At 63.6% G+C, this 23,598-nt stretch carries 23 protein-coding genes and 1 pseudogene; 11 read left to right on the top strand and 13 right to left on the bottom strand.

Translation table 11 applies throughout. The features are described 5' to 3' along the window. Positions 1–107 precede the first annotated feature (107 nt). Together ABIA42_RS19240 and ABIA42_RS19235 are read left to right on the top strand one after the other, a co-directional pair. Positions 108–635, top strand: a complete 528-nt coding sequence (locus ABIA42_RS19240; RefSeq protein ID WP_370122300.1) for a cupin domain-containing protein — start codon at positions 108–110, stop codon at positions 633–635. A gap of 396 nt (positions 636–1,031) precedes the next feature. Then, positions 1,032–1,718, top strand: a complete 687-nt coding sequence (locus tag ABIA42_RS19235; protein WP_370122303.1) for a hypothetical protein — start codon at positions 1,032–1,034, stop codon at positions 1,716–1,718. A 26-nt stretch (positions 1,719–1,744) separates the two neighbouring features. On the opposite strand, the pseudogene ABIA42_RS19230 reads toward ABIA42_RS19235, so the two are convergent. Next, positions 1,745–2,491, bottom strand: a pseudogene (locus ABIA42_RS19230) (IS5 family transposase). 252 nt (positions 2,492–2,743) lie between these two features. Between ABIA42_RS19230 and ABIA42_RS19225 the strand changes: the two are divergent. Then, the gene (locus ABIA42_RS19225; protein WP_271532807.1) at positions 2,744–3,193 is read left to right on the top strand and encodes an SgcJ/EcaC family oxidoreductase; all 450 of its coding nucleotides are present in this window, start codon (positions 2,744–2,746) and stop codon (positions 3,191–3,193) included. A gap of 236 nt (positions 3,194–3,429) precedes the next feature. On the opposite strand, the gene ABIA42_RS19220 is transcribed toward ABIA42_RS19225, so the two are convergent. Next, positions 3,430–4,680: a NupC/NupG family nucleoside CNT transporter gene (locus ABIA42_RS19220; RefSeq protein ID WP_370122307.1), complete on the bottom strand. Its 1,251-nt coding sequence runs from the start codon at positions 4,678–4,680 to the stop codon at positions 3,430–3,432. Between the two features lie 344 nt (positions 4,681–5,024). On the opposite strand from ABIA42_RS19220, the gene ABIA42_RS19215 reads away from it, so the two are divergent. Then, a complete protein-coding gene (locus ABIA42_RS19215; RefSeq protein ID WP_370122311.1) occupies positions 5,025–6,308 on the top strand; it encodes a hypothetical protein in 1,284 nt (427 codons plus the stop codon). Here ABIA42_RS19215 and ABIA42_RS19210 read toward each other — a convergent pair. From ABIA42_RS19210 to ABIA42_RS19185, 6 genes are all read right to left on the bottom strand, one after another. Then, entirely contained in the window at positions 6,305–7,063 is a 759-nt protein-coding gene (locus ABIA42_RS19210; RefSeq protein ID WP_319330426.1) for an SDR family oxidoreductase, read from the bottom strand. The genes ABIA42_RS19215 and ABIA42_RS19210 overlap by 4 nt on opposite strands. A 26-nt stretch (positions 7,064–7,089) precedes the next feature. Further along, on the bottom strand, positions 7,090–7,848 hold the full coding sequence (locus ABIA42_RS19205) for a proteasome-type protease (protein WP_035678903.1): 759 nt from the start codon (positions 7,846–7,848) through the stop codon (positions 7,090–7,092). 137 nt (positions 7,849–7,985) lie between these two features. Then, complete coding sequence (locus tag ABIA42_RS19200; protein ID WP_370122316.1) at positions 7,986–8,393, bottom strand: carboxymuconolactone decarboxylase family protein; 408 nt, start codon at positions 8,391–8,393, stop codon at positions 7,986–7,988. A 67-nt stretch (positions 8,394–8,460) separates the two neighbouring features. Continuing rightward, the gene (locus tag ABIA42_RS19195; protein WP_370122319.1) at positions 8,461–9,309 is read right to left on the bottom strand and encodes a transglutaminase domain-containing protein; all 849 of its coding nucleotides are present in this window, start codon (positions 9,307–9,309) and stop codon (positions 8,461–8,463) included. A 118-nt stretch (positions 9,310–9,427) separates the two neighbouring features. Next, positions 9,428–10,372, bottom strand: a complete 945-nt coding sequence (locus tag ABIA42_RS19190) for an alpha-E domain-containing protein (RefSeq protein WP_028177332.1) — start codon at positions 10,370–10,372, stop codon at positions 9,428–9,430. Between the two features lie 4 nt (positions 10,373–10,376). Then, a complete protein-coding gene (locus tag ABIA42_RS19185) occupies positions 10,377–11,795 on the bottom strand; it encodes a circularly permuted type 2 ATP-grasp protein (RefSeq protein WP_028177331.1) in 1,419 nt (472 codons plus the stop codon). Positions 11,796–12,077: 282 nt separating this feature from the next. On the opposite strand from ABIA42_RS19185, the gene ABIA42_RS19180 reads away from it, so the two are divergent. The 4 genes from ABIA42_RS19180 to ABIA42_RS19165 all read left to right on the top strand — a co-directional run bounded on the left by ABIA42_RS19180 (position 12,078) and on the right by ABIA42_RS19165 (position 14,573). Next, complete coding sequence (locus ABIA42_RS19180) at positions 12,078–12,815, top strand: molybdopterin-binding protein (RefSeq protein ID WP_271532795.1); 738 nt, start codon at positions 12,078–12,080, stop codon at positions 12,813–12,815. 121 nt (positions 12,816–12,936) lie between these two features. Continuing rightward, positions 12,937–13,464: a xanthine phosphoribosyltransferase gene (gene gpt / locus ABIA42_RS19175; RefSeq protein WP_271532793.1), complete on the top strand. Its 528-nt coding sequence runs from the start codon at positions 12,937–12,939 to the stop codon at positions 13,462–13,464. Between the two features lie 110 nt (positions 13,465–13,574). Next, complete coding sequence (locus tag ABIA42_RS19170) at positions 13,575–14,192, top strand: hypothetical protein (RefSeq protein ID WP_370122325.1); 618 nt, start codon at positions 13,575–13,577, stop codon at positions 14,190–14,192. 9 nt (positions 14,193–14,201) lie between these two features. Beyond that, the gene (locus tag ABIA42_RS19165) at positions 14,202–14,573 is read left to right on the top strand and encodes a hypothetical protein (RefSeq protein ID WP_370122328.1); all 372 of its coding nucleotides are present in this window, start codon (positions 14,202–14,204) and stop codon (positions 14,571–14,573) included. A 5-nt stretch (positions 14,574–14,578) separates the two neighbouring features. Here ABIA42_RS19165 and ABIA42_RS19160 read toward each other — a convergent pair whose 3' ends face one another. Then, entirely contained in the window at positions 14,579–15,601 is a 1,023-nt protein-coding gene (locus ABIA42_RS19160) for a methionine synthase (protein ID WP_271532786.1), read from the bottom strand. A 134-nt stretch (positions 15,602–15,735) separates the two neighbouring features. Here ABIA42_RS19160 and ABIA42_RS19155 point away from each other — a divergent pair, with 134 nt between their 5' ends. From ABIA42_RS19155 to ABIA42_RS19145, 3 genes are all read left to right on the top strand, one after another. Beyond that, entirely contained in the window at positions 15,736–16,437 is a 702-nt protein-coding gene (locus ABIA42_RS19155) for a glutathione S-transferase N-terminal domain-containing protein (RefSeq protein WP_370122333.1), read from the top strand. Between the two features lie 134 nt (positions 16,438–16,571). Further along, positions 16,572–17,180: a 2-hydroxychromene-2-carboxylate isomerase gene (locus ABIA42_RS19150; protein ID WP_370122336.1), complete on the top strand. Its 609-nt coding sequence runs from the start codon at positions 16,572–16,574 to the stop codon at positions 17,178–17,180. After that, positions 17,180–18,157 carry an NADPH:quinone oxidoreductase family protein gene (locus tag ABIA42_RS19145; protein WP_370122339.1) on the top strand — a complete coding sequence of 326 codons (978 nt, stop codon included), beginning with the start codon at positions 17,180–17,182 and terminating at the stop codon, positions 18,155–18,157. Before ABIA42_RS19150 ends, ABIA42_RS19145 begins: the two co-directional genes overlap by 1 nt. A gap of 103 nt (positions 18,158–18,260) precedes the next feature. Here the strand turns inward: ABIA42_RS19145 and ABIA42_RS19140 are convergent, their stop codons facing one another. From ABIA42_RS19140 to ABIA42_RS19125, 4 genes are all read right to left on the bottom strand, one after another. Next, complete coding sequence (locus tag ABIA42_RS19140) at positions 18,261–19,151, bottom strand: crotonase/enoyl-CoA hydratase family protein (protein WP_271532777.1); 891 nt, start codon at positions 19,149–19,151, stop codon at positions 18,261–18,263. Between the two features lie 302 nt (positions 19,152–19,453). Further along, the gene (locus ABIA42_RS19135) at positions 19,454–20,875 is read right to left on the bottom strand and encodes an amidase (RefSeq protein WP_271532775.1); all 1,422 of its coding nucleotides are present in this window, start codon (positions 20,873–20,875) and stop codon (positions 19,454–19,456) included. Next, the gene (locus ABIA42_RS19130; RefSeq protein ID WP_197967681.1) at positions 20,868–22,040 is read right to left on the bottom strand and encodes a M20 aminoacylase family protein; all 1,173 of its coding nucleotides are present in this window, start codon (positions 22,038–22,040) and stop codon (positions 20,868–20,870) included. Before ABIA42_RS19130 ends, ABIA42_RS19135 begins: the two co-directional genes overlap by 8 nt. A gap of 13 nt (positions 22,041–22,053) precedes the next feature. Beyond that, positions 22,054–23,559: a M81 family metallopeptidase gene (locus ABIA42_RS19125; protein WP_370122344.1), complete on the bottom strand. Its 1,506-nt coding sequence runs from the start codon at positions 23,557–23,559 to the stop codon at positions 22,054–22,056. Between the last annotated feature and the right edge of the window lie 39 nt (positions 23,560–23,598).

The following is a 23,598-nucleotide window of genomic DNA, read 5'->3' as shown; positions in this document are numbered from 1 at the left end:
GAGCTCATTGCACCAAGCCCCGCAATTGCTGCCTCGCCCAAGACTGGGTAATCTGCCTTCGGGTTGTTCCCGTCAGGCGGGCGCGGCCCGGATCAGGGAGGCAGACAATGGCCAAGCAAAAGGCATCAAGACCCGCAACGAAGACCGCGGTGAAGAAGCGGAGCGACGTGAAGGCAGCGGCGCGATCCTCGGCGCGCAAGGCGGTGAAGGCGAAGGCGCGCACCGTCGCTCCGAAGAAGCCCGTGCGGCCGAAGCAGCGTATCGTCGTCAGCCATCACCGCGAGGAAGACTTCAAGGCCGACGGCCTGCGTGCCTATGCCAAGTACCGCGATCTCGGCATCGCCGACGCGACCCATGGCCTCGCGCAGGCGCACGTGATCCGGCTGCAGGGTCCGTGCAATCCCTCGGAAGTGTCGAAGCTCCACTATCACGACGTCGAATTCCAGATGGTCTACGTGCTCAAGGGCTGGGTGAAGACCTATATGGACGGGCAGGGCGAGACCCTGATGAAGCAAGGCAGCGCCTGGACCCAGCCGCCGAAGATCAAGCACATGATCCTGGACTATTCGGAGGACGTGGAACTGCTGGAAGTGATTTTGCCGGCTGAGTTCAAGACGGTGGAGTTGAAGGCTTGATGTCATTCCGGGGCGCGGGTAGTGCGAGCCTGGAATCTATTTCACTCTTTGCGTTGCGGCCCGATTTGTGCGTGTCGAATGGAGCGCTATATGATTCCGCCACAAGGGAATGATTGCATTGTATGTGGCACAGCTGATGCGGCTGCGTCGATTGCAGGAAGCAAGACCCAATATAAGTGTCGTCGATGCGGCACGTTCGTCCTTACGAGTTCAGCGCAGCTTGAACTACCCGAAAAGCTCGGCAGCGATATGATTCGGAGGTCCAAGATGAGCCACGCGCTTCGCCGAGCGTAAGATTCGCAGGGCTTCGACGTTAAGCCGATTCAGACATATGACCTAGAAAGCTACTGGTCGCTCGATAGGCTTCCCAATCCAATCGAAGCCACTAACAATCTGGTGCTCTGGCTTGGCAAGCACCAAGTGTATCCACACCGATTGGTTACACCAACTGCTTCGGAGATCGCGGCTTACATTGGCTGGGTCATTGATCCCGGCGGCGGCGACATCGGCGCGCTCGATTGGTTATTTGCGATGATCGAACCAAGGGGGCTCATTCGCAGAACGGCGGGAGAAATCGGGCAACTTTCCATTCAACTTACGCCGGACGGGTGGCAGAGCTATACCGACTTGTTGCAAGCTCGTGTGGAGAGTCGGACAGCCTTCATGGCGATGCAGTTTGGCGATCCGGTTCTTGAGCAAATGGTCCAACATTGTTTCAAGCCCGCTGTTGCGCGTACCGGCTTTACGCTGCGCAAATTGAATGACGAACAGCCTGCAGGATTAATCGACAATCAGATGCGGTCGGCGCTTCTATCTTCGCGCTTTATTGTTGCGGATTTGAGCCACGCGAATCTCGGCGCGTATTGGGAAGCCGGTTTTGCGGAGGGACTCGGTCGGCCAGTTATATATACTTGTGAAAAGTCGATGTGGGATCAAAAGAAAACGCATTTCGACACCAACCACATGCTCACAATTATTTGGCAGGATTCGAATCGAAAGAGTGCAGAAGATCAATTAGTTGCCGCGATCAGGGCGACGCTTCGGTCGGAAGCCATCCAAACGGACGCGAGCCAATCTGGATAGCGAGACACCAAAGTCGGCTGGCCAGACTAGGGCGCGGACTCATAACGCGCGGCCAGCCAGAGGCGGATCGATGCGAGCTGGACGAAGGCAAGGTAGTTTCCTGCAAGTCTGTCGTAGCGTGTAGCCACCCGGCGGCATTGCTTGATCCTGTTGAAGAACCTTTCGACCTGGTTGCGAGCGCGATAGAGGTACGGACTGAAGCAGATCGGACCGCTGCGATTGCTTTTCGGCGGGATGTTTGCCCAAGCGCCTTTCTTCATCGCAAGCTCTCTGATCCAATCGGCATCGTAGCCACGGTCGGCAAGCAACATTGACCCCGACTTCAGATGAGAGAGCAGTTTTCCGGCAAGTCGAACGTCGTGCGCCTCGCCGGGGCTCAACGCAAGCCGTACGGCAGACCATTGCTATCGACCACCGCGTGGATTTTGCTCGTCAGACCGCCGCGTGACCTTCCCATCGATTGGCGCTGGTTCTTTGTGATACAGGCCCCATGCTGATGCACGCGGACAATAGAGGTGTCGATCATCTGGACAGCTGCATGATGGGCAGCGGCAAGTGCGTCTATGATACGGCCCCAGACACCAGCCCGCCGCCAACGGACGAAGCGATTGTAGCAAACATCCCGGGAAGATCACGCCAGGGAGCTCCTGATCGCAGGACCCAGAAGATGCCATTAAGGACACGTCGGTCGTTCACCCGAGGAACGCCACGCGGCTTGTTGGGCAGCATAGCTTGATGGCGATCCATTCATGATCGGCGAGTTCATAGCGCATGATTCGAGCTCCCAGTTTGGTAGCTTGAATCACAGGGGGCTGGCCGGACACAACGCTCCCAGGCAGGCCTCGGTTGGACGCTTACGAGGTAGAGGCGGACATAGGCCAACCGACCATCTCCGCTGAACTGTCGCCCATTGTGGACGACACTGTCGTTCTTCCTTCTTGTGGGCTAGGCGCGGGATGCTAGATTTGTGCGTCGCAGCTAACCATCTCCGCTATTGTAAACTCGATATCCAAATTGGGGGAACGATGAAAAGGACAATTACGGTCGCGATGTATCTTTGGGCCGGGGCATTTGCTTCAGATGCGCTTGCGGGACCCGCAGAAGAGGCCAATGCGGTAATTGACAAATGGTCGGCTACTTACACTGCAAATGACCGCGACGCGCTCGTCGGCCTATATGCTCCCGATGCAGTCCTGCTAGGAACGACCAGCCCTGTGATTTCCGAGGGTACAGAGGGCATACGGAAATACTTCCAGGAATTGCCAGGCAGTGGTCGAAAGAATGTGATCGTCGAGCGACGAATGATCATCCTGAGCGAGACATCCGTGGTGGGGACAGGTTTCTACAATTTTGCCCGAGCCGCGGAAAACGATACTCCCCGCCCATCTCGATTTACCTTCGTGGTTGTCAAACGCGACGGTCGATGGGTGATTGCTCACCACCATTCATCGCCGCTGTCATCCTCTCGGCAGTGATTTCCAATTTTGGTCGGTGATCGTGACGTCCGGCTTTGGCCCATCGCGACACGTTGCGCTGCGGCACGAACGTGGTCGCTATAGGAGCAAAGGGGACGTGTCATCAGTCACATGACGCCACCGAGTTTATAGGTACACGGCCTAGTCGACTAGCCCGGGAGATGCTGCGTATTCGGCGGACGCATTTTCCCGGATTGCGCGGCGCTCCATCCGGGCTACGGGCATCACCACGGGTGTCACGCGATGACCCCCACCACCGCTCCCATCAGACACGTCGTGAGCGTCCCCGATACGATCGACTTCAGGCCCAGAGCGTTGATCTCCTCGCGCCGCTCCGGCGCCATGACGCCGAGGCCGCCGATCATGATGCCGAGGCTGGCGAAATTGGCGAAGCCGCACATCGCGTAGAGCATGATCAGGCGCGAGCGCGGGTCGAGCGCGCCGGGTGGCAGCTTCGAGAAGTCGACATAGGCGATCAATTCGTTGAGCACGGTCTTGGTGCCCATCAGGCTGCCGGCGGTGATCGCCTGATCCCACGGCAATCCCATCAGCCAGCACACCGGCGCCATGACGAGGCCAAGCAGGCGCTGGAGCGAGATCGCGGCGCCGCCAATGTTCGGCAGGAGGCCGAGCATGGCGTTGACGAGATAGACCAGCGCCACCAGCACCAGCAGCATGGCGACGATGTTGAGCAACAATTCGAGGCCGGCAGTGGTGCCCTTCACGATCGCGTCCATCGTGCCGGATACATTCATCTCCGGATCCTCCAGCGCGCCGCCGGTGCGCTTGTCGGAGGTCTCGGGCACCATGATCAGGCTGACCAGGATCGCGGCCGGCGCGCCCAGCACCGAGGCGATGACGAAATGCGCGGCGGCGTCGGGGATGAGGGGAGCAAGCAGCGTCGCATAGAGCACCAGCACCGTGCCGGCGATGCCGGCCATGCCGCCGGTCATCACCAGGAACAACTCGCTGCGGGTCATCTGTGCCAGATACGGCCGCACGAACAGCGGTGCCTCGACCATGCCGAGGAAGACATTGGCGGCGGTCGACAGTCCGACCGCGCCGCCGACGCCGAGCGTGCGCTCTAGCAGCCAGGCCAGGCCGCGCACGATCGGTGGCAGCACGTGCCAATAGAACAGCAGCGTCGTCAGCACGCTCATGACCAGCACGATCGGCAGCGCCTGGAACGCCAGGATGAAATCGGCACCGGGCACCTTCAGATCGAATGGCAGGGCGCCGCCGCCGATATAGCCGAACACGAAGGCGGAGCCGGCGCGGGAGGCCGCCGAGATCGCGCCGACCGCGTCGTTGATGGCACCGAACGCATGCGCGACGACCGGCAGCTTCAGCAGCAGGACCGCGGTGACGAAGGTCGCGGCGAGGCCGATCGCCGCCTGGCGCAGCGATACCGCGCGACGATTTTCACTGAGCGCCCAGGCGATCAGCAGCAATGCGAAAATGCCCAGTGCCGATTGCAGCCGCAGCATGATGTTCCCAAACCCTCAATGATTATGGCCGGGCAGGCGCTGCAAAGGCAATGCCGGCAAGCGGCAGAGGGCGTCCTGCTGTTGACAAGCAGGTCCGCCTCAGCCACGCAGGGCGGCGAGATCAGGGCCCAAACCGATTAGGGTGACCCAGGGGACGACGCCAGAGCAGCCAACAGATCGCGATCGCGCTGCTCTGGATGAAGCTATTTCCGACGCTGCGAAAGGTGGAGCGCCTGGAGTAGGGGACGACCGGCGGCGACACCGTTTCCGGATTGCTAACGCCGCCACGGGCTTTTTCCGCTGTCATTGACCGCGGATTAAGCGCGCTTTGCTATCATCCCGGCATGATCCGGATCGGACCGCGCCAGTTCGAAGTGCCGATGTGGCTGTGGGTGGCCGTGCCGCTCGCATGGGCGATATATGCCGCGTACGGCTCTATCATTTATCTGCGCATTGCAAACCTTCCCGACGGATACTTCCTCCTGACCATGAAGCTCGGTGCGGGAGGAGCGCTGGCGGGCTTTATCTTCTCCGATCTTGCGCGCCGGTCGATCCTTCCCTGGTACGATCTGATTGTCCTGGCGGTGGCGAGCTTTGCGGCCTCGTCGCTAGCGATCGACTGGCTGGTGGTTGCCGTGGGGGAAGTGCCCCGCGTCATCGCCGGAGTTGCGATCAGAGCAGCGATGTCGATCGGTGTGGAGTTTAACGGCGCACGGCTGTTGTTCGCGATAAACACGATCGTACTGATCGGCTGTGGCCTCATCCTGGCGCTGCTGCTCACCCTTGCCAGCCGCTACTTGCTTGGGCTTCCGTGGTGGGCTGCGGATACACGTCGCGAATTCCAGGCAAATCTGGTCGGCGCATATGTCTGGCTAACGATCGCGTTCGGTGGCTATCTTGCCATTCGCTTCGCGTATCAGCTGCCGCTCGGTCATCCCGCCAGTGCCGTGCCGCGCTGGCTGCCCGTCGCCGGTGCTTGCCTCAGTGCGATTGCGGCGCTCACCGTGCAGCTATGGCTTGCCCATCGCGTGCGTCGCCAAGAACGTAACCCTCGCCATAGTTTGAAGATTGGGGCGTTGGCAGCGGCCTGTGCCGTCGCGTGGTTCTACAGCCCCGGCATATTCGGCCACGCAGGCCTCAAGCTCATGAACAACCAGGTACGCCCCGCTCTGCGCGCACTGCACATCCTGCCCACGCCCGATATCGCCGTTGCCGGATATCGCGTCAACGTTCCTTATCACGAGGTCGGAGTCTTCATGGGTCCTGCAATGCCCGACGGCGCGACGTCGTTTGTCGTGGTACCGTTGCCTGACGAATACGGGTTAAGCTCGAGCAGCCGCAATCCGCAGGTTCACATCGCGCGGCGCGACATCACGCTGCGGGAGATGACCAGGTTCTTCTGGTTCGATTCCCGAAAGGAGCTCGGCGAAATGCAAGCCACACGGCGCGGCGAGGACGCCGTCGTTCGAGTTCCGCTCGGCGCGATAGCCGCCCTCGCGTTTCGCAGCGACGAGTATCCTCTGGTGGACGTCAAGCTCATTGGATTTGATGCCGCGGTCCCGACGGAAGCGGCGGAGCAGGCGTTGCGTCGGTTTCTGCGCGAACGCCTGCAGCGCGTGAGCGGCTAGCCCCGTCCGACGAACGGCATCTTGGTCGCCATCACCGTCATGGTCAGCACGTTGGCATCGAGCGGCAGGCTGGCCATGTAGGCGACGGCATCGCCGACCGCTTTCGCGTCCATGCGCGGCTCGTGCTTGGTGGTGCCGTCGGGCTGAAGGACGCCGGGGCCGTTGACCATGCGGTCGGTCATCGGGGTCGCGGCATTGCCGATGTCGACCTGGCCGACCGCGATGTCGTACATGCGGCCGTCGAGATTGCTGGCCTTGGTCAGGCCGGTGATGGCGTGCTTGGTCGAGGTATAGGCCGCCGAGAACGGCCGCGGCGCGTGCGCCGAGATCGAGCCGTTGTTGATGATGCGGCCGCCGCGCGGGGTCTGGTCCTTCATGATGCGGAAGGCGTGCTGGGTGCACAGGAACGGGCCGGTGAGGTTGGTGTTCACCACCGCCTGCCATTGCTCGAGGCTGAGATCCTCGAAGTTCACGGCCGGCGCGCCCATGCCGGCATTGTTGAAGAGCACGTCGAGGCGGCCATAGGTCGTCTTCACCTTGTCGAACAGCGCGGCGATGGAGTCCGGCTTGGTCATGTCGGCGGTGACGCAGAGGCTCTTTCCGGCGGGGCCGAGCTTCGCCGTCTCCTCGAGCATGTCGAGCCGGCGCCCTGCGAGCACCACGGTGAAGCCGGTGTTCATCAGCGCCAGCGACGCTGCGCGCCCGACGCCGGTGCCGGCGCCCGTCACCAGGGCGATCTTTTTCGCTTCACTCATCGTTTCCTGCCTTTTCTCTTCTGCTGTCAGGTTTTGGGTTCTTTTTCGTTCTTGTAGGGCGGGCGTGGAATGTTCTGGTGCGCGGCGCGCAACGCCGCCGACCAGCGCGAGCGCAAATCGTGGAAATAAGGTTCGCCCGCTTCGATGCGGTGGTTGAGATCGGCTTCGCAGGCGTCCGTGCGCACCACCAGCACGTCGATCGGCAGGCCGACGCCGAGGTTCGAGCGCATGGTCGAGTCCATCGAGATCAGGCCGGTCTTCAGCGCCTCGTAGAGCTCGACGTCGTAATGCATGGCGCGGTCGAGCACCGGCTTGCCGTATTTGTGCTCCCCGATCTGCAGGTAGGGCGTGTCGGTGGTGCACTCGATGAAATTGCCGGCGGTGTAGACCATGAACAGACGCATGCGCGCGCCCTTGATCTGGCCGCCGAACAGGAAGGAGACGTCGAACGACACGTCCTCGGATTTCAGTGCCGGTCCCTCGGTGGCATGCACCGCCCGGATCGCCCGGCCGATGCGCTGGGCGGCCTGGAACATGGTCGGCGCGTTCATCAGCGTCTCGATTTCGCCCGTGTTGGGGTCTTCCAGGCCTTCGGTCAGGGTGGAGAGCACCGATTGGCTGATGGCGAGGTTGCCGGCGCTGGCGATCGCCATGATGCGCTCGCCGGGCTTGGAGAAGATGTGCAGCTTGCGGAAGGTCGAGACGTTGTCGAGGCCGGCATTGGTGCGGGTGTCGGCGATCATCACCAGACCGTCCCGAACCAGGATTCCGCAACAATAGGTCATTTCCAGTCCCCGAACGCGTTTGCGCGGAATTACTAGCCAATTTCAGGGAGCCATGAAACCCCCGATTCCCGCGGGGGAAGGCTGTCATTCCGGGCCCGCGCTGCGCGCGCCCCGGAATGACAGTCAGCTCTTGTCGCTCAATCCACTGCATCGACGAGAAACGCCTCGTCGACCGGCACGCCAAGCCCCGTGACCAGCCGGTTCGTCTCCGCAGCCATGCCGACGATCGCGAGCAGCTCGCCATATTCGGCCTCGGTCATGCCCTTGGCCCGTGCGGCGGCCGTGTGCGAATGGATGCAGTAGCTGCAGCCATGGGCGATCGAAACCGCGACGTAGAGCATTTCCTTGGTCTTGGGGTCGAGCGCACCCGGAGCCATCACGTCCTTGATGCTGTTCCAGGTCCGCCGCAGCGTCTTCGGATCATGCGCCAGCGCCCGCCAGAAATTGTTGACGAAATCCGACTTCCGCACCATTCGGATGTCGTCGAAAACGGCGCGCGCGTCGGCGGAGAGTTCGTCATCCGAAAGCAGTTTTACAGTCGCCATGGGCTACCTCGCTGGTCTGATCTGATCCTGCGATTGTAGCACGGCGCATGCGCTCGTCCGGCAGCATCTAGCTCTGCCGCTGGGACTGCGATTGCGACTGCCCGCTGCGGCCGGTCTGCTCGACCTTCACGGCCACCGCCAGCGTTTCCGTGCCGCCGCCATAGCGCGTGCCACGCACCGGGGCTGCACCGAGATAGTCGAGCCCGATCGCAACGCGCACATGGGCGTCGGTGGCGCAGATGCTGTTGGCGGGATCGAAGCCGACCCAGCCGAGATCGGCCACGTAAGCCTCCGCCCAGGCATGGCCGGCCTCCTGATGTACCGAGTCGTCCGATCGCAGAAAGTGCCCGGAGACGAAGCGCGCCGGCACGCCTCCGGCGCGGGCGCAGGCGATGAAGATGTGCGCGTAATCCTGGCAGACCCCGCGCTTGAGCGCGAACGCCTCCGCCGCGGAGGTGCCACTGTTGGTGGGGTCTTCGTCGAACGTCATGTGATCGGCGATCTGCGTCATCAGCGTGTGCAGGAAGCCCAGCGTGTCGCTCTCGGCCTCGCTGCGCAACTGGCGCGCCACCGCCGTCATCGCCGGATTGACGGAGGTGAGGTCGGTTGAGCGCAGGAACATCCCGGCCGGGAAACGCTCGTCCGTGCCGCGCAGCACGCCGCCGGTGTCGTGGGTCTCGATCAGCCCTTCTGCCGTGATCTGGATGTCGCCGACAGGTCCGCAGGACAGCACGTGGGTGACGTTGCCGAACGCGTCCTCATGCATGTCGAGCTTGGTGTCGGTGGAGACGTCGATCTGCCATTCCGCGACGTATTGCCCGTCATGACTGCCAGGCGTCATGCGCAGGATCTGGATCACGCTGGTGGCCGGCGGCTCGTAGCGATAGGTCGTGATGTGCTGGATTCGCAGGCGCATGGTGTTTTGATTCCGTCATTCCGGGATGGCGCGAAGCGCCAGACCCGGAATCTCGAGATTCCGGGTTCGATGCTTCGCATCGCCCCGGAACGACGAAAGGTGAAGGTTTCAGTCTCGGCTAGATCAAATACTGCTTCGTGATGATTTCGCCCAGCCTGGAATTGTCCGTGATGAATTCCTGAATGAATTCATGCACGCCATGCTGGAAAATGTCGTTCATATTGCTGTGTTCCAGCCGGTTGCGGATGCCGCGGGCGTGGCGCTGGGCGGGGCCCTGGCGGCCATAGGCGACGCCGATCTGGTCGAGGTTGCGCACGAGGTTGCCGTAGCAGCTGGCGAGCGAGCGCGGCAGCGTGTCGTTGAGGATGAGCAGATCCGCGATCAGCCAGGGCTTCAGCGTCTCGCGATAGACCCAGTGATAGGCCGTCAGCGCCGAGACCGAGCGCAGGATCGAGCTCCATTGATAGAAGTCGAGCGGGCCGCCGACATGCTCCTCCTCGGGCAACAGCACATGATATTTCACGTCGAGAATGCGCGCGGTGTTGTCGGCGCGCTCCAGATGCACGCCCATGCGCGAGAACCAGTACGCGTCGTTGCGCAGCATGGTTCGGTAGGCCGAGCCGTCGAAGCGCAGCGAGGTCTCCTGCACGAAGCGGAGGAATTTGGCGAGATCCTCGCGCGTCGAAGCGCCCTTGCTCCACACCGCCTGGAGCTCGATCCAGGCCGAGTTGATGGTGTCCCACATCTCGCTGGTGAGCGCGGTGCGCACCGAGCGCGAGTTCAGTCGCGCCGCCTCGATGCAGTTCCTGATCGAAGATGGATTGTTCGGCGAGAACGAGAGATACTCGACGACGTTGTGCTCGTTGGCCTCCTCGTAGGTCTGATAGAAGCTGGCGGCGACCCCGGCGGTGAGCAGCGCCGAATCCCATTCATTGGTCTTGCCGATATAGGCGGCGGGAAGCGCGGTGACGCGCAGCGTCGCATCGATGGTGCGCGCGAGATATTCGGCCCGTTCGACGTAGCGGGCGAGCCAGTAGAGGTTTTCGGCGGTACGCGACAGCATCTCTCTACTCGTCCAGGATCCAGGTGTCTTTGGTGCCGCCGCCCTGGCTCGAATTCACCACCAGGGAGCCTTCCTTGAGCGCGACCCGTGTGAGCCCGCCCGGCACGATGGTGGTGCTCTTGCTGCCCGTCAGCACGAAGGGCCGCAAGTCGACATGGCGCGGGGCGAGGCCGGATGCGGTGCAGGTCGGGCAGGTCGAGAGCGCCAGCGTCGGCTGCGCGATGAAACCTTCCGGCTCGCGCTTGAGCTTGTCCCGGAAAGCTTCGATCGTCGCCTTGGTCGCAGCGGGGCCGATCAGCATGCCGTAGCCGCCGGAGCCGTGCACTTCCTTGACGACGAGCTCGCTCAGATTGTCCAGCACATAGGCGAGGTCCTTCGGCTCGCGGCAGCGCCAGGTCGGCACGTTCTTCAGGATCGGCTCCTCGCCGAGATAGAACTTCACGATATCAGGCATGTAGGAGTAGATCGCCTTGTCGTCGGCGATGCCGGTCCCAACGGCGTTGGCGAGCGTGATGTTGCCGGCCGCGTAGGCCGACATCAGCCCGGGCACGCCGAGCACGGAGTCGGGACGGAAGGTGAGGGGATCGAGGAAATCGTCGTCGACACGGCGGTAGATCACGTCGACCCGTTTCAGCCCTTCCGTCGTCCGCATGAACACTTCGTTGTTCTTGACGATGAGGTCACGGCCTTCGACCAGCTCGATGCCGAGCTTGTCGGCGAGGAACGAGTGCTCGTAATAGGCCGAGTTGTAGACGCCGGGCGTGAGCAGGGCGACGGTCGGCTCGCTGGATGCGCTCAGCGGCGCGACCGAGCGCAGGGCTGCGAGCAGCTCGTCCGGATAGCGCTCGACCGGCGCCACCCTGTGGCGGGCGAACAGATCCGGAAACAGCCGCATCATGATCTCGCGGTTCTCCAGCATGTAGGACACGCCCGAGGGGGTACGGGCGTTGTCCTCAAGCACGATGAAGTCCTCGGCGTCGACCCGGACGATGTCGATGCCGGCGATGTGCACGTAGACGTCGTGCGGCACCTGCTGGCCGTTCATCTCGGGGCGGAACACCGGGTTCTGGAAGATCAGGTCGTCGGGCACGATCTCGGCGCGGAGGATGTCGCGGCCGTGGTAGATGTCGCGCAGGAACATGTTGAGCGCGCGCACGCGCTGCTTCAGGCCCTTCTCCAGTCGCGCCCATTCCTTGCCGGACATGATCCGCGGGATCACGTCGAACGGAATCAGGCGCTCGGTCGACTCGGAATCGCCGTAGACCGCGAAGGTAATGCCGATCCGGCGGAACAGGAGCTCGGCCTCCTGGCGCCGATATTCGAGGGCTTCGGGCGGCGTTTCCTTGAGCCAGCGCGCCAGCTCCTGATAGGCGGGGCGAAGGTCTCCGCCGGGAATATTCATTTCGTCAAACGCGACTGCCATAGAATCCGACTGTTCTCCCCCAGGCGTTGCGCCATTGATCAGGTCGTTTCGGCCTTGCTGAAGACCGCAACGTCCTGTGGCCATGCCGTGAGAGTGCATGACTTCCCTAGGAGGTAGCAAGGGCCGGGCCAGCGCGATAAGCATGGAGGAGGGGCATTTGCCGGGGACGGCCGGCGGCTTGCCTGAAAAAATGGCTGAGGACTGCTTATTTCAGAAGCAAAACCGCGTGACTTCAACGCGTTACCTCGGCAAAGTTGGCGTCACAGGTGAGGGACTTGAGGCATGAGCGACATCGTCACGGCGGGCATCCTGGTCATTGGGGACGAAATCCTGTCCGGCCGGACCAAGGACAAGAATATCGGCTTCATCGCCGAATACCTGACCAATATCGGCATCGACCTGAAGGAGGTCCGGATCGTCTCGGACGACGAGGCCGACATCATCGCCGCCCTGGACGCACTGCGGCATCGCTACACCTACGTCTTCACCACGGGTGGCATCGGACCGACGCATGACGACATCACCGCCGATGCCGTGGCCAAGGCGTTCGGCGTCGGTATCGACCATCACCCGGAGGTCGTCGCCCGCTTCCGCGAGCGCTGGAGCGAGCAGGACCTCAACGAGGCCCGCCTGCGCATGGCCCGCATCCCCGACGGTGCCGAGCTGATCCAGAGCGCGACCATCCTCGCTCCCGGCTTCAAGATCGGCAACGTCATCGTCATGGCCGGCGTGCCGTCGATCATGCAGGCGATGATGGATATCGTCTCGCCCAAGCTGAAATCGGGCGTGCGCATGCTCTCCGAATCGGTCCGCGCCAATGCGCGCGAAGGCGACATCGGCAGCCCGCTGCGGGCGATCGCCACCGCTCATCCCGACACCATCATCGGCAGCTACCCCTTCATGGACGAGGAGCAGAAGCCGAACACCAATCTGGTGGTGCGCTCGCGCGATCCGGAGAAGCTGGCGGCGGCGATGGCTGCGGTGAAGGAAATGCTGGCGGGATTGAACATCAACCGCTAAAGCCCCGGCGCGCCGGGCGCTATAGCGGTTATTTGAGCATGATCTTGTCGGAAAACCGCTGCACACTTTTCCGGATCATGCCGTGGCACGTGGATGCCGGCAGACGACGCAGGAGACGATGATGGCTGGTGAAGCACCGGAGCTGAGTGCGCAGGAGCGGGCGGGCAAGGCCTTTCCGGTCTCGTGGGACCAGTTCCACCGGGATTGCCGGGCGCTGACCTGGCGGCTCAACGAGGTTGGTCCGTTCCACGCGGTGATCGCGATCACCCGTGGCGGCCTGGTGCCGGCCGCGATCGTCGCGCGTGAACTCGGCGTGCGCGTCATCGATACGGTCTGCATCGCGAGCTACGACCATGACAAGCAGGGCGAGCTCCAGGTGCTCAAGGGGATTTCCGAAGCGGCGATGAATCTCGGCGGCGGCACCGGCAAGGGGCTGCTGATCGTCGACGACCTCGTCGACACCGGCAAGACCGGCAAGCTGGTGCGTGAGATGCTGCCTGATGCGCATTTCGCCACCGTCTACGCCAAGCCGAAGGGCCGCCCCCTTGTCGACACCTTCATCACGGAAGTCTCGCAGGACACCTGGATCTTCTTCCCCTGGGATACGGCGCTGTCCTACCACCCGCCGCTGCGCGACGGCGCGGCGTGATCGAAAGGTCATTCCGGGGCGGTCCGCAGGACAGAACCCGGAATCTCGAGATTCCGGAATCGACGCTTCGCATCGCCCCGGAATGACATCAGTGTAGTAGGTCGGCACCCATGCCGCTGCAAAACCGCGTCACGCCCACCGGCGACATCATCGCCACGCCGCATCGCGGCCTGTTTACCGGCAACCGCGGCATCATCCATGACCCCGCTACCAAGACGCTGCTGAGAAAGCGCTGGTCGACGTCGGCCTGGTTGACCTGCGTGTGCGAGTTCCGCGGCCGCCGCCGCGAGGTGATGGCGAACCGAAGCTGGACCGAGCTGTTCTTCCTCGATGAGGCCACCGCGCTCGCCGCCGGCCATCGTCCCTGCTTCTTCTGCCGCCGCGACGACGCCAAACGGTTTCGCGCCGCATGGGAGAAAGGCAATCGCCTCCACGATGTCCGCATGCACGATATCGATGAGGTCCTGCATCGCGAGCGGCTAGATCACGGCAGGAAGCGACTTCATGAGCTCGTGATGCCGATCGAGCAGCTTCCGGATGGGGCGATGGTGCTGCAGCGGGAAGCCAGTTTTCTAGTGACACGGGGCAGGGTGCTGCGGTGGTCGCCGGCGGGCTATGCCGGCGCTCAGGGGCGGCTCGACAACGCCAAGCTCTTGACGCCGCCCTCGACGGTGCGTGCGCTGAGCGCGGGTTATCAGCCCAGGCTGCATCCGACGGCACTCGGCTAGACGTGTACCATGAATTCCGATCGTGCCGCGCCGCCCGTATTCCTCATATTGCGAACTGTCGAGGCGCGGCGACATCTTATTGCTCTTGCGGGCAAGTCGTTCCAGCGACGGCTATATCGCCTTTATAACATCGTCCTGACGGTCCCATCGATCGGCTATACCCGGCAGCTTACCTTCTCGTGCAACATCGAGGAGAGTCAAATGCTGAACTTTCTGACCCGCATTGACAGATACATGACGAGCAACATGCACGAGCATGGCCAATATCTGCTCGGGCTGAAGTCGCTCGACGACCATGCTTGCAAGAGCGATCACCAGCAAGGCGCCGTCAGAACGCTCGAGCCCGCGCCCGGAGCCGGAACGTCGCTGCCGCGCCATTAGGTGTCTCACCCGAGCCGCTCGCGCGCCAGCGCGGCGCCGGCGCCGAGCGCCATCAGCTTGGCTTCGGCGATCTCCCGCCGCATCGGCGCCATGCCGCAATTGGTGGTGGCGATGATGTTGCTCTTGGGCACGAATTTCGACACCGCATCGATCACCTGGACGACGTCCTCGGCGGTCTCCACGGTGTCGCTGGCGACGTCGATCACGCCGGCCTGCACGATCTTGGTCTTGAGCAGTGCCAGGAGGTCGAGCGGCACCTTGGAATTGCGGCACTCGATCGCAACCTGCTGGATCGGGCTCGCGTCGATCGCCGGAAAGATCTGCTCGTACTGGCGCCATTGCGCGCCGAGCGTCTCCTTCCAGTCGGTGTTGGCCTTGATGCCGTAGCCGTAGCAGATGTGGACCGCGGTGGTGCAAGTGAGGCCCTGCGCCGCGCGCTCCAGCGCCTTGATGCCCCAGTCGTTGACCTCGTCCATGTAGACGTTGAAGGCTGGCTCGTCGAACTGCACGAGATCGACGCCGTCGGCCTGCAATGCCTTGGCCTCCTCGTTGAGCAACTCGGCGAAGGCAAAGGCCATCTTCACGCGGTCGCCATAGTAGCGATCGGCAATGGTGTCGATGATGGTCATCGGGCCGGGCAGGGTGAACTTCAGCTTCTTCCTGGTATGTGTGCGCGCCACGCGCGCCTCGAAGGCATGGACGCGTCCCTTGAGCCGGAGCGGGGCGACCACCTGCGGCACCATTGCCTTGTAGCGGTCCTTGCGGATGCCCATCTCGACCTTGTGGGCGAAGTCGATGCCCTCGATCTTCTCCAGGAAGCCGTGGACGAAATGCTGACGGGCCTGCTCGCCCTCGGTGACGATGTCGATGCCGGCGTCCTCCTGGATCTTCAGCCAGATCAGCGTTGCATCGCGCTTGGCCCGGAGAAGCTCGTCGCCTTGCGCCTTCCAGGGCGCCCAGAGCATATTGGGCTCGGCCAGCCATTCCGGCTTCGGCAAGGAGCCGGCGATCGTGGTTGGAAACAGCATGGCGGCCCTCCCGGTAGGTTGTGTTGCGCCTCTTCCTGCCATGACTTAACGTCAAGGTACAGAACAACAAAAGTCGCTCTCTATTCCGACGGCGACGACAGGGAAGGCCCAAAGGAAAGGCCAAGGGAAAGGTCGTGATCGATCTCTATTACGCGCCGACGCCGAACGGCTGGAAAATCTCGATCATGCTGGAGGAACTCGGGCTTCCCTACAGCGTGAAGCCCGTGAACATCCGCGCCGGCGAGCAGTTCAACCCCGACTTTCTCGCGATCTCCCCGAATAACCGTATCCCGGCCATCGTCGATCACGATCCTGCCGACGGCGGGCCTCCGTTCTCGGCCTTCGAGACCGGCGCGATCCTGATCTATCTCGCGGAAAAGACCGGCCGGTTCTTGCCGACGGACTTGCGCGGGCGCTCGACCACCATCCAATGGGTGATGTGGCAGATGGCCGGGCTCGGACCGATGCTCGGCCAGCATGGACATTTTGCGCTCTATGCCGCTGAGAAGATCCCTTACGCGATCGAACGCTATCGCGACGAGGCGACGCGGCTCTACGGCGTGCTCGATCGCCAGCTCGGCAAGACTGGGGCCTATGTCGCTGGTGACTATTCCATCGCCGACATCGCCTGCTTCCCCTGGACCATGACTCACAAGGCGCAAGGCTTTACGCTCGACGACTATCCAAACGTGAAACGCTGGTATGCCGAGGTTCGTGCGAGACCGCAGGTACAGGCCGGGCTCGCGATCGGCAAGTTCGTGAAAGAGCCGTTCGACGAGGAATCACGCAAGATCATGTTCGGCCAGCGTGCGAAGGAAGTGTTAGGAAAGACGTAGTGCCCGTTCCTCATGGTGAGGAGCGCCGCAGGCGCGTCTCGAACCATGAAGGCCCGACTATCGCGGGTGGCCATCCTTCGAGACGGCCGCTCCGCGGCCTCCTCAGGATGAGGTCCGTCAGCAAAGGAAACGCCATGATCGAATTCTTCTTCGACTGTTCCAGCCCCTGGACCTATCTCGCCTTCCACAACATCCAGCCGCTGGCGAAGGAGCTAGGCGCCGAGATCGTCTGGCGGCCGATCCTGGTCGGCGGCATCTTCAACACGGTCAACCCGAGCGTCTACGCCCAGCGCGAAAAGCCGGTGCCGCTGAAGGCGCGCTACATGACGAAGGATCTTCAGGACTGGGCGCGCTCGGCGGGGCTTGCGATCAAGATGCCGCCGACCGTGTTCCCCGTGAACAGCGTCAAGGCCATGCGCGGCTGCATCTGGCTCGGCAAAGACATTGTGCCGTTTGCGACGGCCCTGTTCGAGGCCTATTGGGGCGAGGACAAGGATATTTCGCAGGATGCGGTGCTCGCCGAAATCTGCAGGAAAATCGGGATCGACGAGCAGAAATTCTTCGCCGGCATTTCGGAGCAGGGGATCAAGGATCAGCTCAAGGCCAATACCGAAGAGGTCGTCGCCCGCGGCGGCTTCGGCTCGCCGACGATGTTCGTGAACAAGACCGACATGTACTTCGGCAACGACCGCCTGCCGTTGATCCGCGAGGCACTGCTGCGCAGCAGGGCGAGCGCGGCCTGATGGTACGCGCTGTTGTATGCCGCGCGCTCGGTGCGCCCGAGACGTTGCGGCTGGAGGAGTTTGCCTCGCGCGCCCTGAAGCCGGGCGAGGTGCGCGTTGCGATCCGCGCCGCCGGACTGAATTTCCCTGACGTGCTGATGGCGGCCGGCGAATATCAGCTCAAGCCTGAGCTGCCGTTCACGCCCGGGATGGAAGCTGCCGGCGATGTCACCGAGGTAGGACCGGAGGCAAGGGGCGTTTCGGTCGGCGACAAGGTCATCGTCAAGATGCGCCATGGTGCATTCACGGACGAAGCCGTGGTCTCGCCCTCGCAGCTCACGCCGATGCCGTCCACCTTCGACTATGCGGAGGCTGCGACCTACCTCGCCGGCCACGGCACGGCCTATCATGCCTTGATCGATCGCGGTCAGGTCGCGCCGGGGGAGGTGCTGCTGGTCCACGGCGCGGGCGGCGGCGTCGGCCTTGCGGCCGTCGAGATCGGCAAGATGCTGGGCGCGATCGTGATCGCGACGGCCTCGAGCGACGACAAGCTCGCCATTGCGCAATCGCGCGGCGCCGATCATCTCGTGCGCTATGACCGTGAGCCGTTTCGCGACGCGGTCAAGCATATCACCGACGGCCGCGGCGTGGACGTCGTGTTCGATCCGGTCGGCGGCCAGGTCTTTGAAGATTCCATGCGCTGCATCGCTTGGGGTGCCCGGCTGCTGGTGATCGGCTTCACCGGCGGCATCGGCTCGGCCAGGACCAATCTCCTGCTGATCAAGGGCGCCAGCGTGCTGGGCGTGCGCGCCGGCGAAGCCGTGCGGAAAAATCCCGCACTCGGCGAAGCGCGCCTCAAGGCGCTGCTGCAATGGGCGGAGGAGGGCAAGCTGCGTCCCAACGTCTCGCATCGACTGCCGCTGGAGGACTACGCGAAGGCGATGCGGCTGTTGATCGAGCGCAAGGCGATCGGGCGCGTGGCGCTGGTGATGGAGTGACGGTGCCGGGTGGGCAAAGCGAAGCGTGCTCACCATTCCGGTGTCGGTTGCTGATAGATGGTGGGCACGGCGCAAGAGCGCCTTTGCCCACCCTACGAGAGCGTCACTTATACTCCCGCTCCGTCCACCACGGGAAGTAATCCGGCATGTCGGTCGACACCTTGTCCTTGAACTGCGCGGGACGCTTTTCCAGGAACGACACCACGCCCTCCTTGACGTCGTCGGAGCGGCCGCGGGCGTAGATGCCGCGGCTGTCGACCTTGTGGGCCTCCATCGGATCGTCGGCGCCCATCATGCGCCACATCATCTGGCGGATCAGCGCGACCGAGACCGGCGCGGTCTTCGCGGCAAATTCCTTGGCGAGCGCGCGGGCGGTTGGCAGGAGATCATCCGGCGCGACGACCTTGCTGACGAGACGCCCGGCAAGCGCCTCCTGCGCCGGGAAGACGCGGCCCGAATAGCACCATTCCAGCGCCTGCGAGATGCCGACGATGCGCGGCAGGAACCAGCTCGAGGCGGCCTCCGGCACGATGCCGCGCTGGGAGAACACGAAGCCGAAACGTGCGGCCTCCGAGGCAATGCGGATATCCATCGCGAGCTGCATGGTGACGCCGATGCCGACCGCGGGACCGTTCACCGCGGCGATGACGGGCTTCAGGCACTTGAAGATGCGCAAGGTGACCTGGCCGCCGCCGTCGCGCACCTGGGGATCGCTGTAGTCGACCTTGCCGTCGGCCAAACGCCTTACAGGCCCGCGCCGTGCGTCGCGGTCGAACGTGTCGGCGCCGGACGAAAGATCCGCGCCCGCGCAAAAACCGCGGCCGGCGCCGGTGACGATAATGGCGCGGACGTTGTCGTCCTTGTCGGCGGCGTCGAACGCGTTGATCAGCTCTGCTTGCATCTGCGCGTTGAAGGCATTGAGCTTGTCGGGCCGGTTCAGCGTGATGGTGAGGATCTGCTCGGCGACCTCGTATTTGATCGTCTCATACGCCATGGCGGTTTCCTTCCTTGTTTCTTTTCGTTGCGTGAGCGGCAGAGGGCTTGAGTTTTTCTTACCCTCCCCTGGAGGGGGAGGGTCGATCGCGCGTAGCGCGAGCGGGGTGGGGTGATCTCTCCTCTCGGGCACTGTCGGACGCGGAGAGACCGTCACCCCACCCCGTCTCACATGTCGCTGCGCTCCACGTGAGCCGACCCTCCCCCTCCAGGGGAGGGTAAGCAAGAGGCTCCGCAGGTTGCCTGTCCCAGGTCATCCGGGCTTGCGCCAAGAGGGCGCAACCCGGAATGACGACAGTGGGATTAATTGGCCGGCGGCTCGGGCCAGAGCCGCTGCGGGCCACGCAGGCCCTCGAACGCCTTGGCCATGCCGAGCACGCCGATGTCGTCGAAGCGTCGGCCGACGATCTGCACGCCGATCGGAAACCCCTTGGCGTCGAAGCCGCCATTGACGGAGATCGCGGGGTTCTCCGACATATTCCACGGCACGGTATAGGCGATGTGCTCGAACGGCTTCATGGGATCGTTGGTCGGCGAGGCCCATTCCGCCGGATAGTTCACGTTCGGCGCAGTCGGCGAGATCACATAGTCGAGCTCGCAGAACAGCTTTGACGCCGCCGCGCGGATCGCCATGGTCTGGTTGAAGCCGCGGATCACGTCGACGCCAGAGAGCCTGGCGCCGGATTCGCCCCATTTGAAGATGTAGGGCAGCACCTTTGCCTGCTCGGCCGGCGTCAGCTTCGACAGATCGTCCCACATCCGCGCGCGCCAGAAATTGTCGAGGCCGTCGAGCATCTCGCGGGTGAGGATGCCGTCGACCTCGGTCACGACGGCGCCTGCGGATTCGAACGCCTTCGCCGCCTTCACCGCGACCTCGCGCACCGGTTTCTCCAGCGGCAGGCCGCAGCCGGGATCGAGCATCAGGCCGATACGCAGTTTTCGCGGCGACTTCTCCAGCCCCTTCCAGTTGAGCGGTTCGGCCGGCAGGCTCATGCCGTCGCGCCGGTCGGGTTTTGCGATCACGCTCATCATCAGGGCGCAGTCGTCGACCGTGCGCGTCATCGGTCCGGCAACGCGGCCGACATAGGTGGGATCGATCGGCACGCGGCCGAAGCTCGGTTTCAGGCCGACGAGGCCGCACCAGCCGGCGGGCAGCCGCACCGAGCCGCCGATATCGGTGCCGAGATGCAAGGGACCATAGCCGGCCGCTGCGGCAGCGCCGGCGCCTGCGCTGGAGCCGCCTGGATTCTTGGAGAGGTCCCAGGGATTGCGTGCCAGCGCATGGAAGCTGGAAAGCCCGGAGGACAGCATGCCGTAATCGGGCATGGTGGTCTTGGCGAAGATGATCGCGCCGGCCTCGCGCAGCCGCGCGGCCGGCGGGGCATCCTTCTCGGCCGGCACGAGCTTGACGCTGGCCGCGCCCAGCGGCACCGGCACGCCCTTGGTTGCGATGTTGTCCTTCACCGTGACAGGCACGCCGTCGAGCGCGCCGGACGGCTCGCCGCCGGTCCAGCGCGCGGTCGAGGCCTTTGCGGCCTCGCGCGCGCCGTCGGGATCGAACGCATAGAGTGCCTTGAGGTGCGGCTCCCACGCAGCGACGTGCGCGAGCAGGTCCTCCAGCACCTCGCTCGGCGAGAACTGCTTTGCACGATAACCCGCGATCAGATCAACCGCGGACAGATCGTGCAGCGAGGTGACCGCCTCTTCGACGCTCTTCTTATGCATGGGCTCCCACCGGCATGCGCGTCTCGATGATGCGGGCGAACATGCTGGCGCCGATCGGCAGGATCTTGTCGTCGAGCACGAAGCCGGGATTGTGCACGGGCACCGAGCCGTCATGGCCAACCCAGAAATAGGCGCCGGGGACGGTCTGCAGCATGTCGGCAAAATCCTCGCTGCCCATCTTCGGCTGGGTGCGGGTGATCACGTTGGCGGGGTCGACGATGGTGCGCGCGACCTCCTCGACCACCTTGGACTGCTCGACCTGGTTGACCAGCACGTCGAAGGTGTCGCGGATGTCGACGTCGATCACGCAACTATAGGCGCTCGCGATGCCGGCGCAGATCGTGCGGATGCGTTCGGCGATCAGGGTGCGGACTTCTTTCGAGAAGGTGCGGATGGTGCCGCAAAGATGCGCGTCGCCGGGAATGACGTTGTAGGCGGAACCGGCGTGAATCTGGGTGATCGAGATCACGGCGGCCTGCAGCGGCTCGACGTTGCGGCTGACGATGGTCTGGATCGCCTGCGCCAGCGTGGTCGCGATGATCACCGCGTCCTTGGAGCGTTCGGGCATCGCGCCATGCGCGCCGTAGCCGGTGATGCGGAGGTCGAAGAAGTCGGCGCTGGCCATCGCGGGGCCGGGCAGGATCGCGATCTCGCCGTGGTTGAGGTCGGGCGCGTTGTGCAGGCCGTAGAGCTCGTCGCAGGGAAACTTCTCGAACAGGCCGTCCTTGATCATGGCGCGGGCGCCGCCGAGGCCTTCCTCGGCCGGCTGGAAGATCAAATGCACGGTGCCGTCGAAATTCCGGGTCTCGGCGAGATAGCGCGCGGTGCCGAGCAGCATGGTGGTGTGGCCGTCATGGCCGCAGCCGTGGAAGCGGCCGGGGATTTTCGAGCTCCACTTCAGATTGGTGTTCTCCTCCATCGGCAGCGCGTCCATGTCGGCGCGCAGGCCGATGCGCTTGCCGCTCGAACCCTTGCCCTTGATGACGCCGATCACGCCGGTGCCGCCGAGGCCGCGATGCACCTCGATGCCCCAGCTCTTCAGCTTGTCGGCGACGATGCCGGACGTGCGCACTTCCTCGAAGCCGATCTCGGGATGGGCGTGGAGGTCGCGCCTGATAGCGGTGAGTTCGTCGGCGTAGCCGTCGATGCGGTCGATCGTGGGCATGTGTCCTGTCCAGTTAGCGTGAGGGAGGATCGAAAACAGGGCCGTTCGGCTTGATGCGGATGCCCGGCCGCAGCCGCGTCCAGGGCAGGGAAGCCGTGTCGGCCGGCATTGCGCCGGGGGCGGCGCAGATCATCAGCTTCTCCGCGATCGGCTCGAAATCGGCGCGGAAATGCACCGAGCTCTTGTTGACCAGGATCTTCTGTTCGGTCGGCTCGATGCCGACATAGCGGTACATCGCCTGGTCGGCGAGCTGCGCCTTGTGCGAAGAAACGACCACGCGGACGTCGCCGATGCGCAAGGCCGCGGAGGGACCCATCTCCATCTCGCGGCCGCCGTAATAGGGGCCGGGCGCGATGAAGCGGCCGTCGGAGAGCTGTTCGACCACGAAGGTCTCGCGATAGGGCTCATCGCCGGGAATGCCGGACTTGCCGCCGAGCGAGAGCGTCACGCTGGCGCCGACGCCGGCCGCGTGCGCGGCCCTGGCCGAGTCCGGATCGTAGATCGCGCCGGTGGCGGCGCTTGCCTTGTTGCGCACCAGCGCGCGCAGCATGCCTGTCGTGTCGGAATCGCCGCCGGCGCCGGGATTGTCCTGGGTGTCCGCGATGATGATCGGCTTGCTCGCATTCCTCGAAAGTTCCATGGCATGGCGCACGCCATCGTCAGGCGACCAGATCTTGCCGTCGAAATCGTCCTCGTGGCTTTCGATCAGCTTCATGATCGCATCGGCTGCGCGGTCGGCGTCCGCTTGCGTCCTGCCATAGGCGAATACACTCGGCCCGCAATCGCGGAAATCCGCGGCCGGGAAGCCGGGCGCGAAAGAGAGTGTCGGAACCGCATCGCCCTCCAGCGCGGCGAGCTTTTCGTAGATGCCTCTGGTCGGCTGGTCGTTGGTGCATTGCCAGCTGATCGGGATCAGGAACGGCAATTGCCGGAACGCCTTTGCGAAGCGCTGCTTCGTCTGCAGCAGCAGCGCCAGATGTCTTGCGCAGGCGCGGCCGGTCTCGGCCATGTCGACATGCGGATAGGTGCGGTAGGCGATCAGCGCGTCGGCATGCTCGATCATCTCGGGCGTGACGTTGGCATGGAGGTCGAGGCTGGTGACGAGCGGAACATCCTTGCCGATGACGCGGCGCACGCGCGCCAGGATCTCGCCCTCGCCGTCATCGAGATGCTCGGTCACCATGGCGCCGTGCAGGTCGAGATAGACCGCATCGATCGGCCCGGCGGCTGCGATGCCGTCGACCATCACCTTCACGATGCGTTCGAAGGCGTCCTTGGTGACATGGGCGGAGGGGCTCGCTCCGCAGGCAATCGTCGGAATGAGTTCCCAGCCGCTGTCTTCAGCGCTGTCGACGAAGCCGGCGAGGCCGACATTGATGCGCCGCATCACCTTCAGCACGTCCGAGCCTTCCGTCATCGCAGGCCAGCCGCCGCCATGCTGGAAGTCCGCAAATGTCGCCTTGGTCGGAGCGAAGGTGTTGGTCTCGTGCAGGAAGCCGCCGATGGCGATACGTGTCATTCAGTTCAGTCCCGATTGAAAGTGCGCGACGTTAGCCCC

Origin of the sequence: Bradyrhizobium sp. USDA 327 (assembly GCF_041262065.1) — a bacterium.
Lineage (GTDB): Bacteria > Pseudomonadota > Alphaproteobacteria > Rhizobiales > Xanthobacteraceae > Bradyrhizobium > Bradyrhizobium liaoningense.
The sequence above is the reverse complement of the archived record's forward strand: the minus strand, read 5'-3'. Positions and strand labels throughout refer to the sequence as shown.

What these genes read in the sequence shown, in the direction of transcription:
- ABIA42_RS19125 (WP_370122344.1), bottom strand. Translation starts at nt 23,559, where the DNA reads ATGACACGTATCGCCATCGGCGGCTTCCTGCACGAGACCAACACCTTC.
- ABIA42_RS19195 (WP_370122319.1), bottom strand. Translation starts at nt 9,309, where the DNA reads ATGCGCCTGCGAATCCAGCACATCACGACCTATCGCTACGAGCCGCCG.
- ABIA42_RS19160 (WP_271532786.1), bottom strand. Translation starts at nt 15,601, where the DNA reads ATGCTGTTTCCAACCACGATCGCCGGCTCCTTGCCGAAGCCGGAATGG.
- ABIA42_RS19180 (WP_271532795.1), top strand. Translation starts at nt 12,078, where the DNA reads ATGAGCGACATCGTCACGGCGGGCATCCTGGTCATTGGGGACGAAATC.
- ABIA42_RS19150 (WP_370122336.1), top strand. Translation starts at nt 16,572, where the DNA reads ATGATCGAATTCTTCTTCGACTGTTCCAGCCCCTGGACCTATCTCGCC.
- ABIA42_RS19240 (WP_370122300.1), top strand. Translation starts at nt 108, where the DNA reads ATGGCCAAGCAAAAGGCATCAAGACCCGCAACGAAGACCGCGGTGAAG.
- ABIA42_RS19145 (WP_370122339.1), top strand. Translation starts at nt 17,180, where the DNA reads ATGGTACGCGCTGTTGTATGCCGCGCGCTCGGTGCGCCCGAGACGTTG.
- ABIA42_RS19215 (WP_370122311.1), top strand. Translation starts at nt 5,025, where the DNA reads ATGATCCGGATCGGACCGCGCCAGTTCGAAGTGCCGATGTGGCTGTGG.
- ABIA42_RS19190 (WP_028177332.1), bottom strand. Translation starts at nt 10,372, where the DNA reads ATGCTGTCGCGTACCGCCGAAAACCTCTACTGGCTCGCCCGCTACGTC.
- ABIA42_RS19210 (WP_319330426.1), bottom strand. Translation starts at nt 7,063, where the DNA reads ATGAGTGAAGCGAAAAAGATCGCCCTGGTGACGGGCGCCGGCACCGGC.
- ABIA42_RS19220 (WP_370122307.1), bottom strand. Translation starts at nt 4,680, where the DNA reads ATGCTGCGGCTGCAATCGGCACTGGGCATTTTCGCATTGCTGCTGATC.
- ABIA42_RS19140 (WP_271532777.1), bottom strand. Translation starts at nt 19,151, where the DNA reads ATGGCGTATGAGACGATCAAATACGAGGTCGCCGAGCAGATCCTCACC.
- ABIA42_RS19135 (WP_271532775.1), bottom strand. Translation starts at nt 20,875, where the DNA reads ATGCATAAGAAGAGCGTCGAAGAGGCGGTCACCTCGCTGCACGATCTG.
- ABIA42_RS19165 (WP_370122328.1), top strand. Translation starts at nt 14,202, where the DNA reads ATGAATTCCGATCGTGCCGCGCCGCCCGTATTCCTCATATTGCGAACT.
- ABIA42_RS19130 (WP_197967681.1), bottom strand. Translation starts at nt 22,040, where the DNA reads ATGCCCACGATCGACCGCATCGACGGCTACGCCGACGAACTCACCGCT.
- ABIA42_RS19205 (WP_035678903.1), bottom strand. Translation starts at nt 7,848, where the DNA reads ATGACCTATTGTTGCGGAATCCTGGTTCGGGACGGTCTGGTGATGATC.
- ABIA42_RS19200 (WP_370122316.1), bottom strand. Translation starts at nt 8,393, where the DNA reads ATGGCGACTGTAAAACTGCTTTCGGATGACGAACTCTCCGCCGACGCG.
- ABIA42_RS19170 (WP_370122325.1), top strand. Translation starts at nt 13,575, where the DNA reads ATGCCGCTGCAAAACCGCGTCACGCCCACCGGCGACATCATCGCCACG.
- ABIA42_RS19225 (WP_271532807.1), top strand. Translation starts at nt 2,744, where the DNA reads ATGAAAAGGACAATTACGGTCGCGATGTATCTTTGGGCCGGGGCATTT.
- gpt (WP_271532793.1), top strand. Translation starts at nt 12,937, where the DNA reads ATGGCTGGTGAAGCACCGGAGCTGAGTGCGCAGGAGCGGGCGGGCAAG.
- ABIA42_RS19185 (WP_028177331.1), bottom strand. Translation starts at nt 11,795, where the DNA reads ATGGCAGTCGCGTTTGACGAAATGAATATTCCCGGCGGAGACCTTCGC.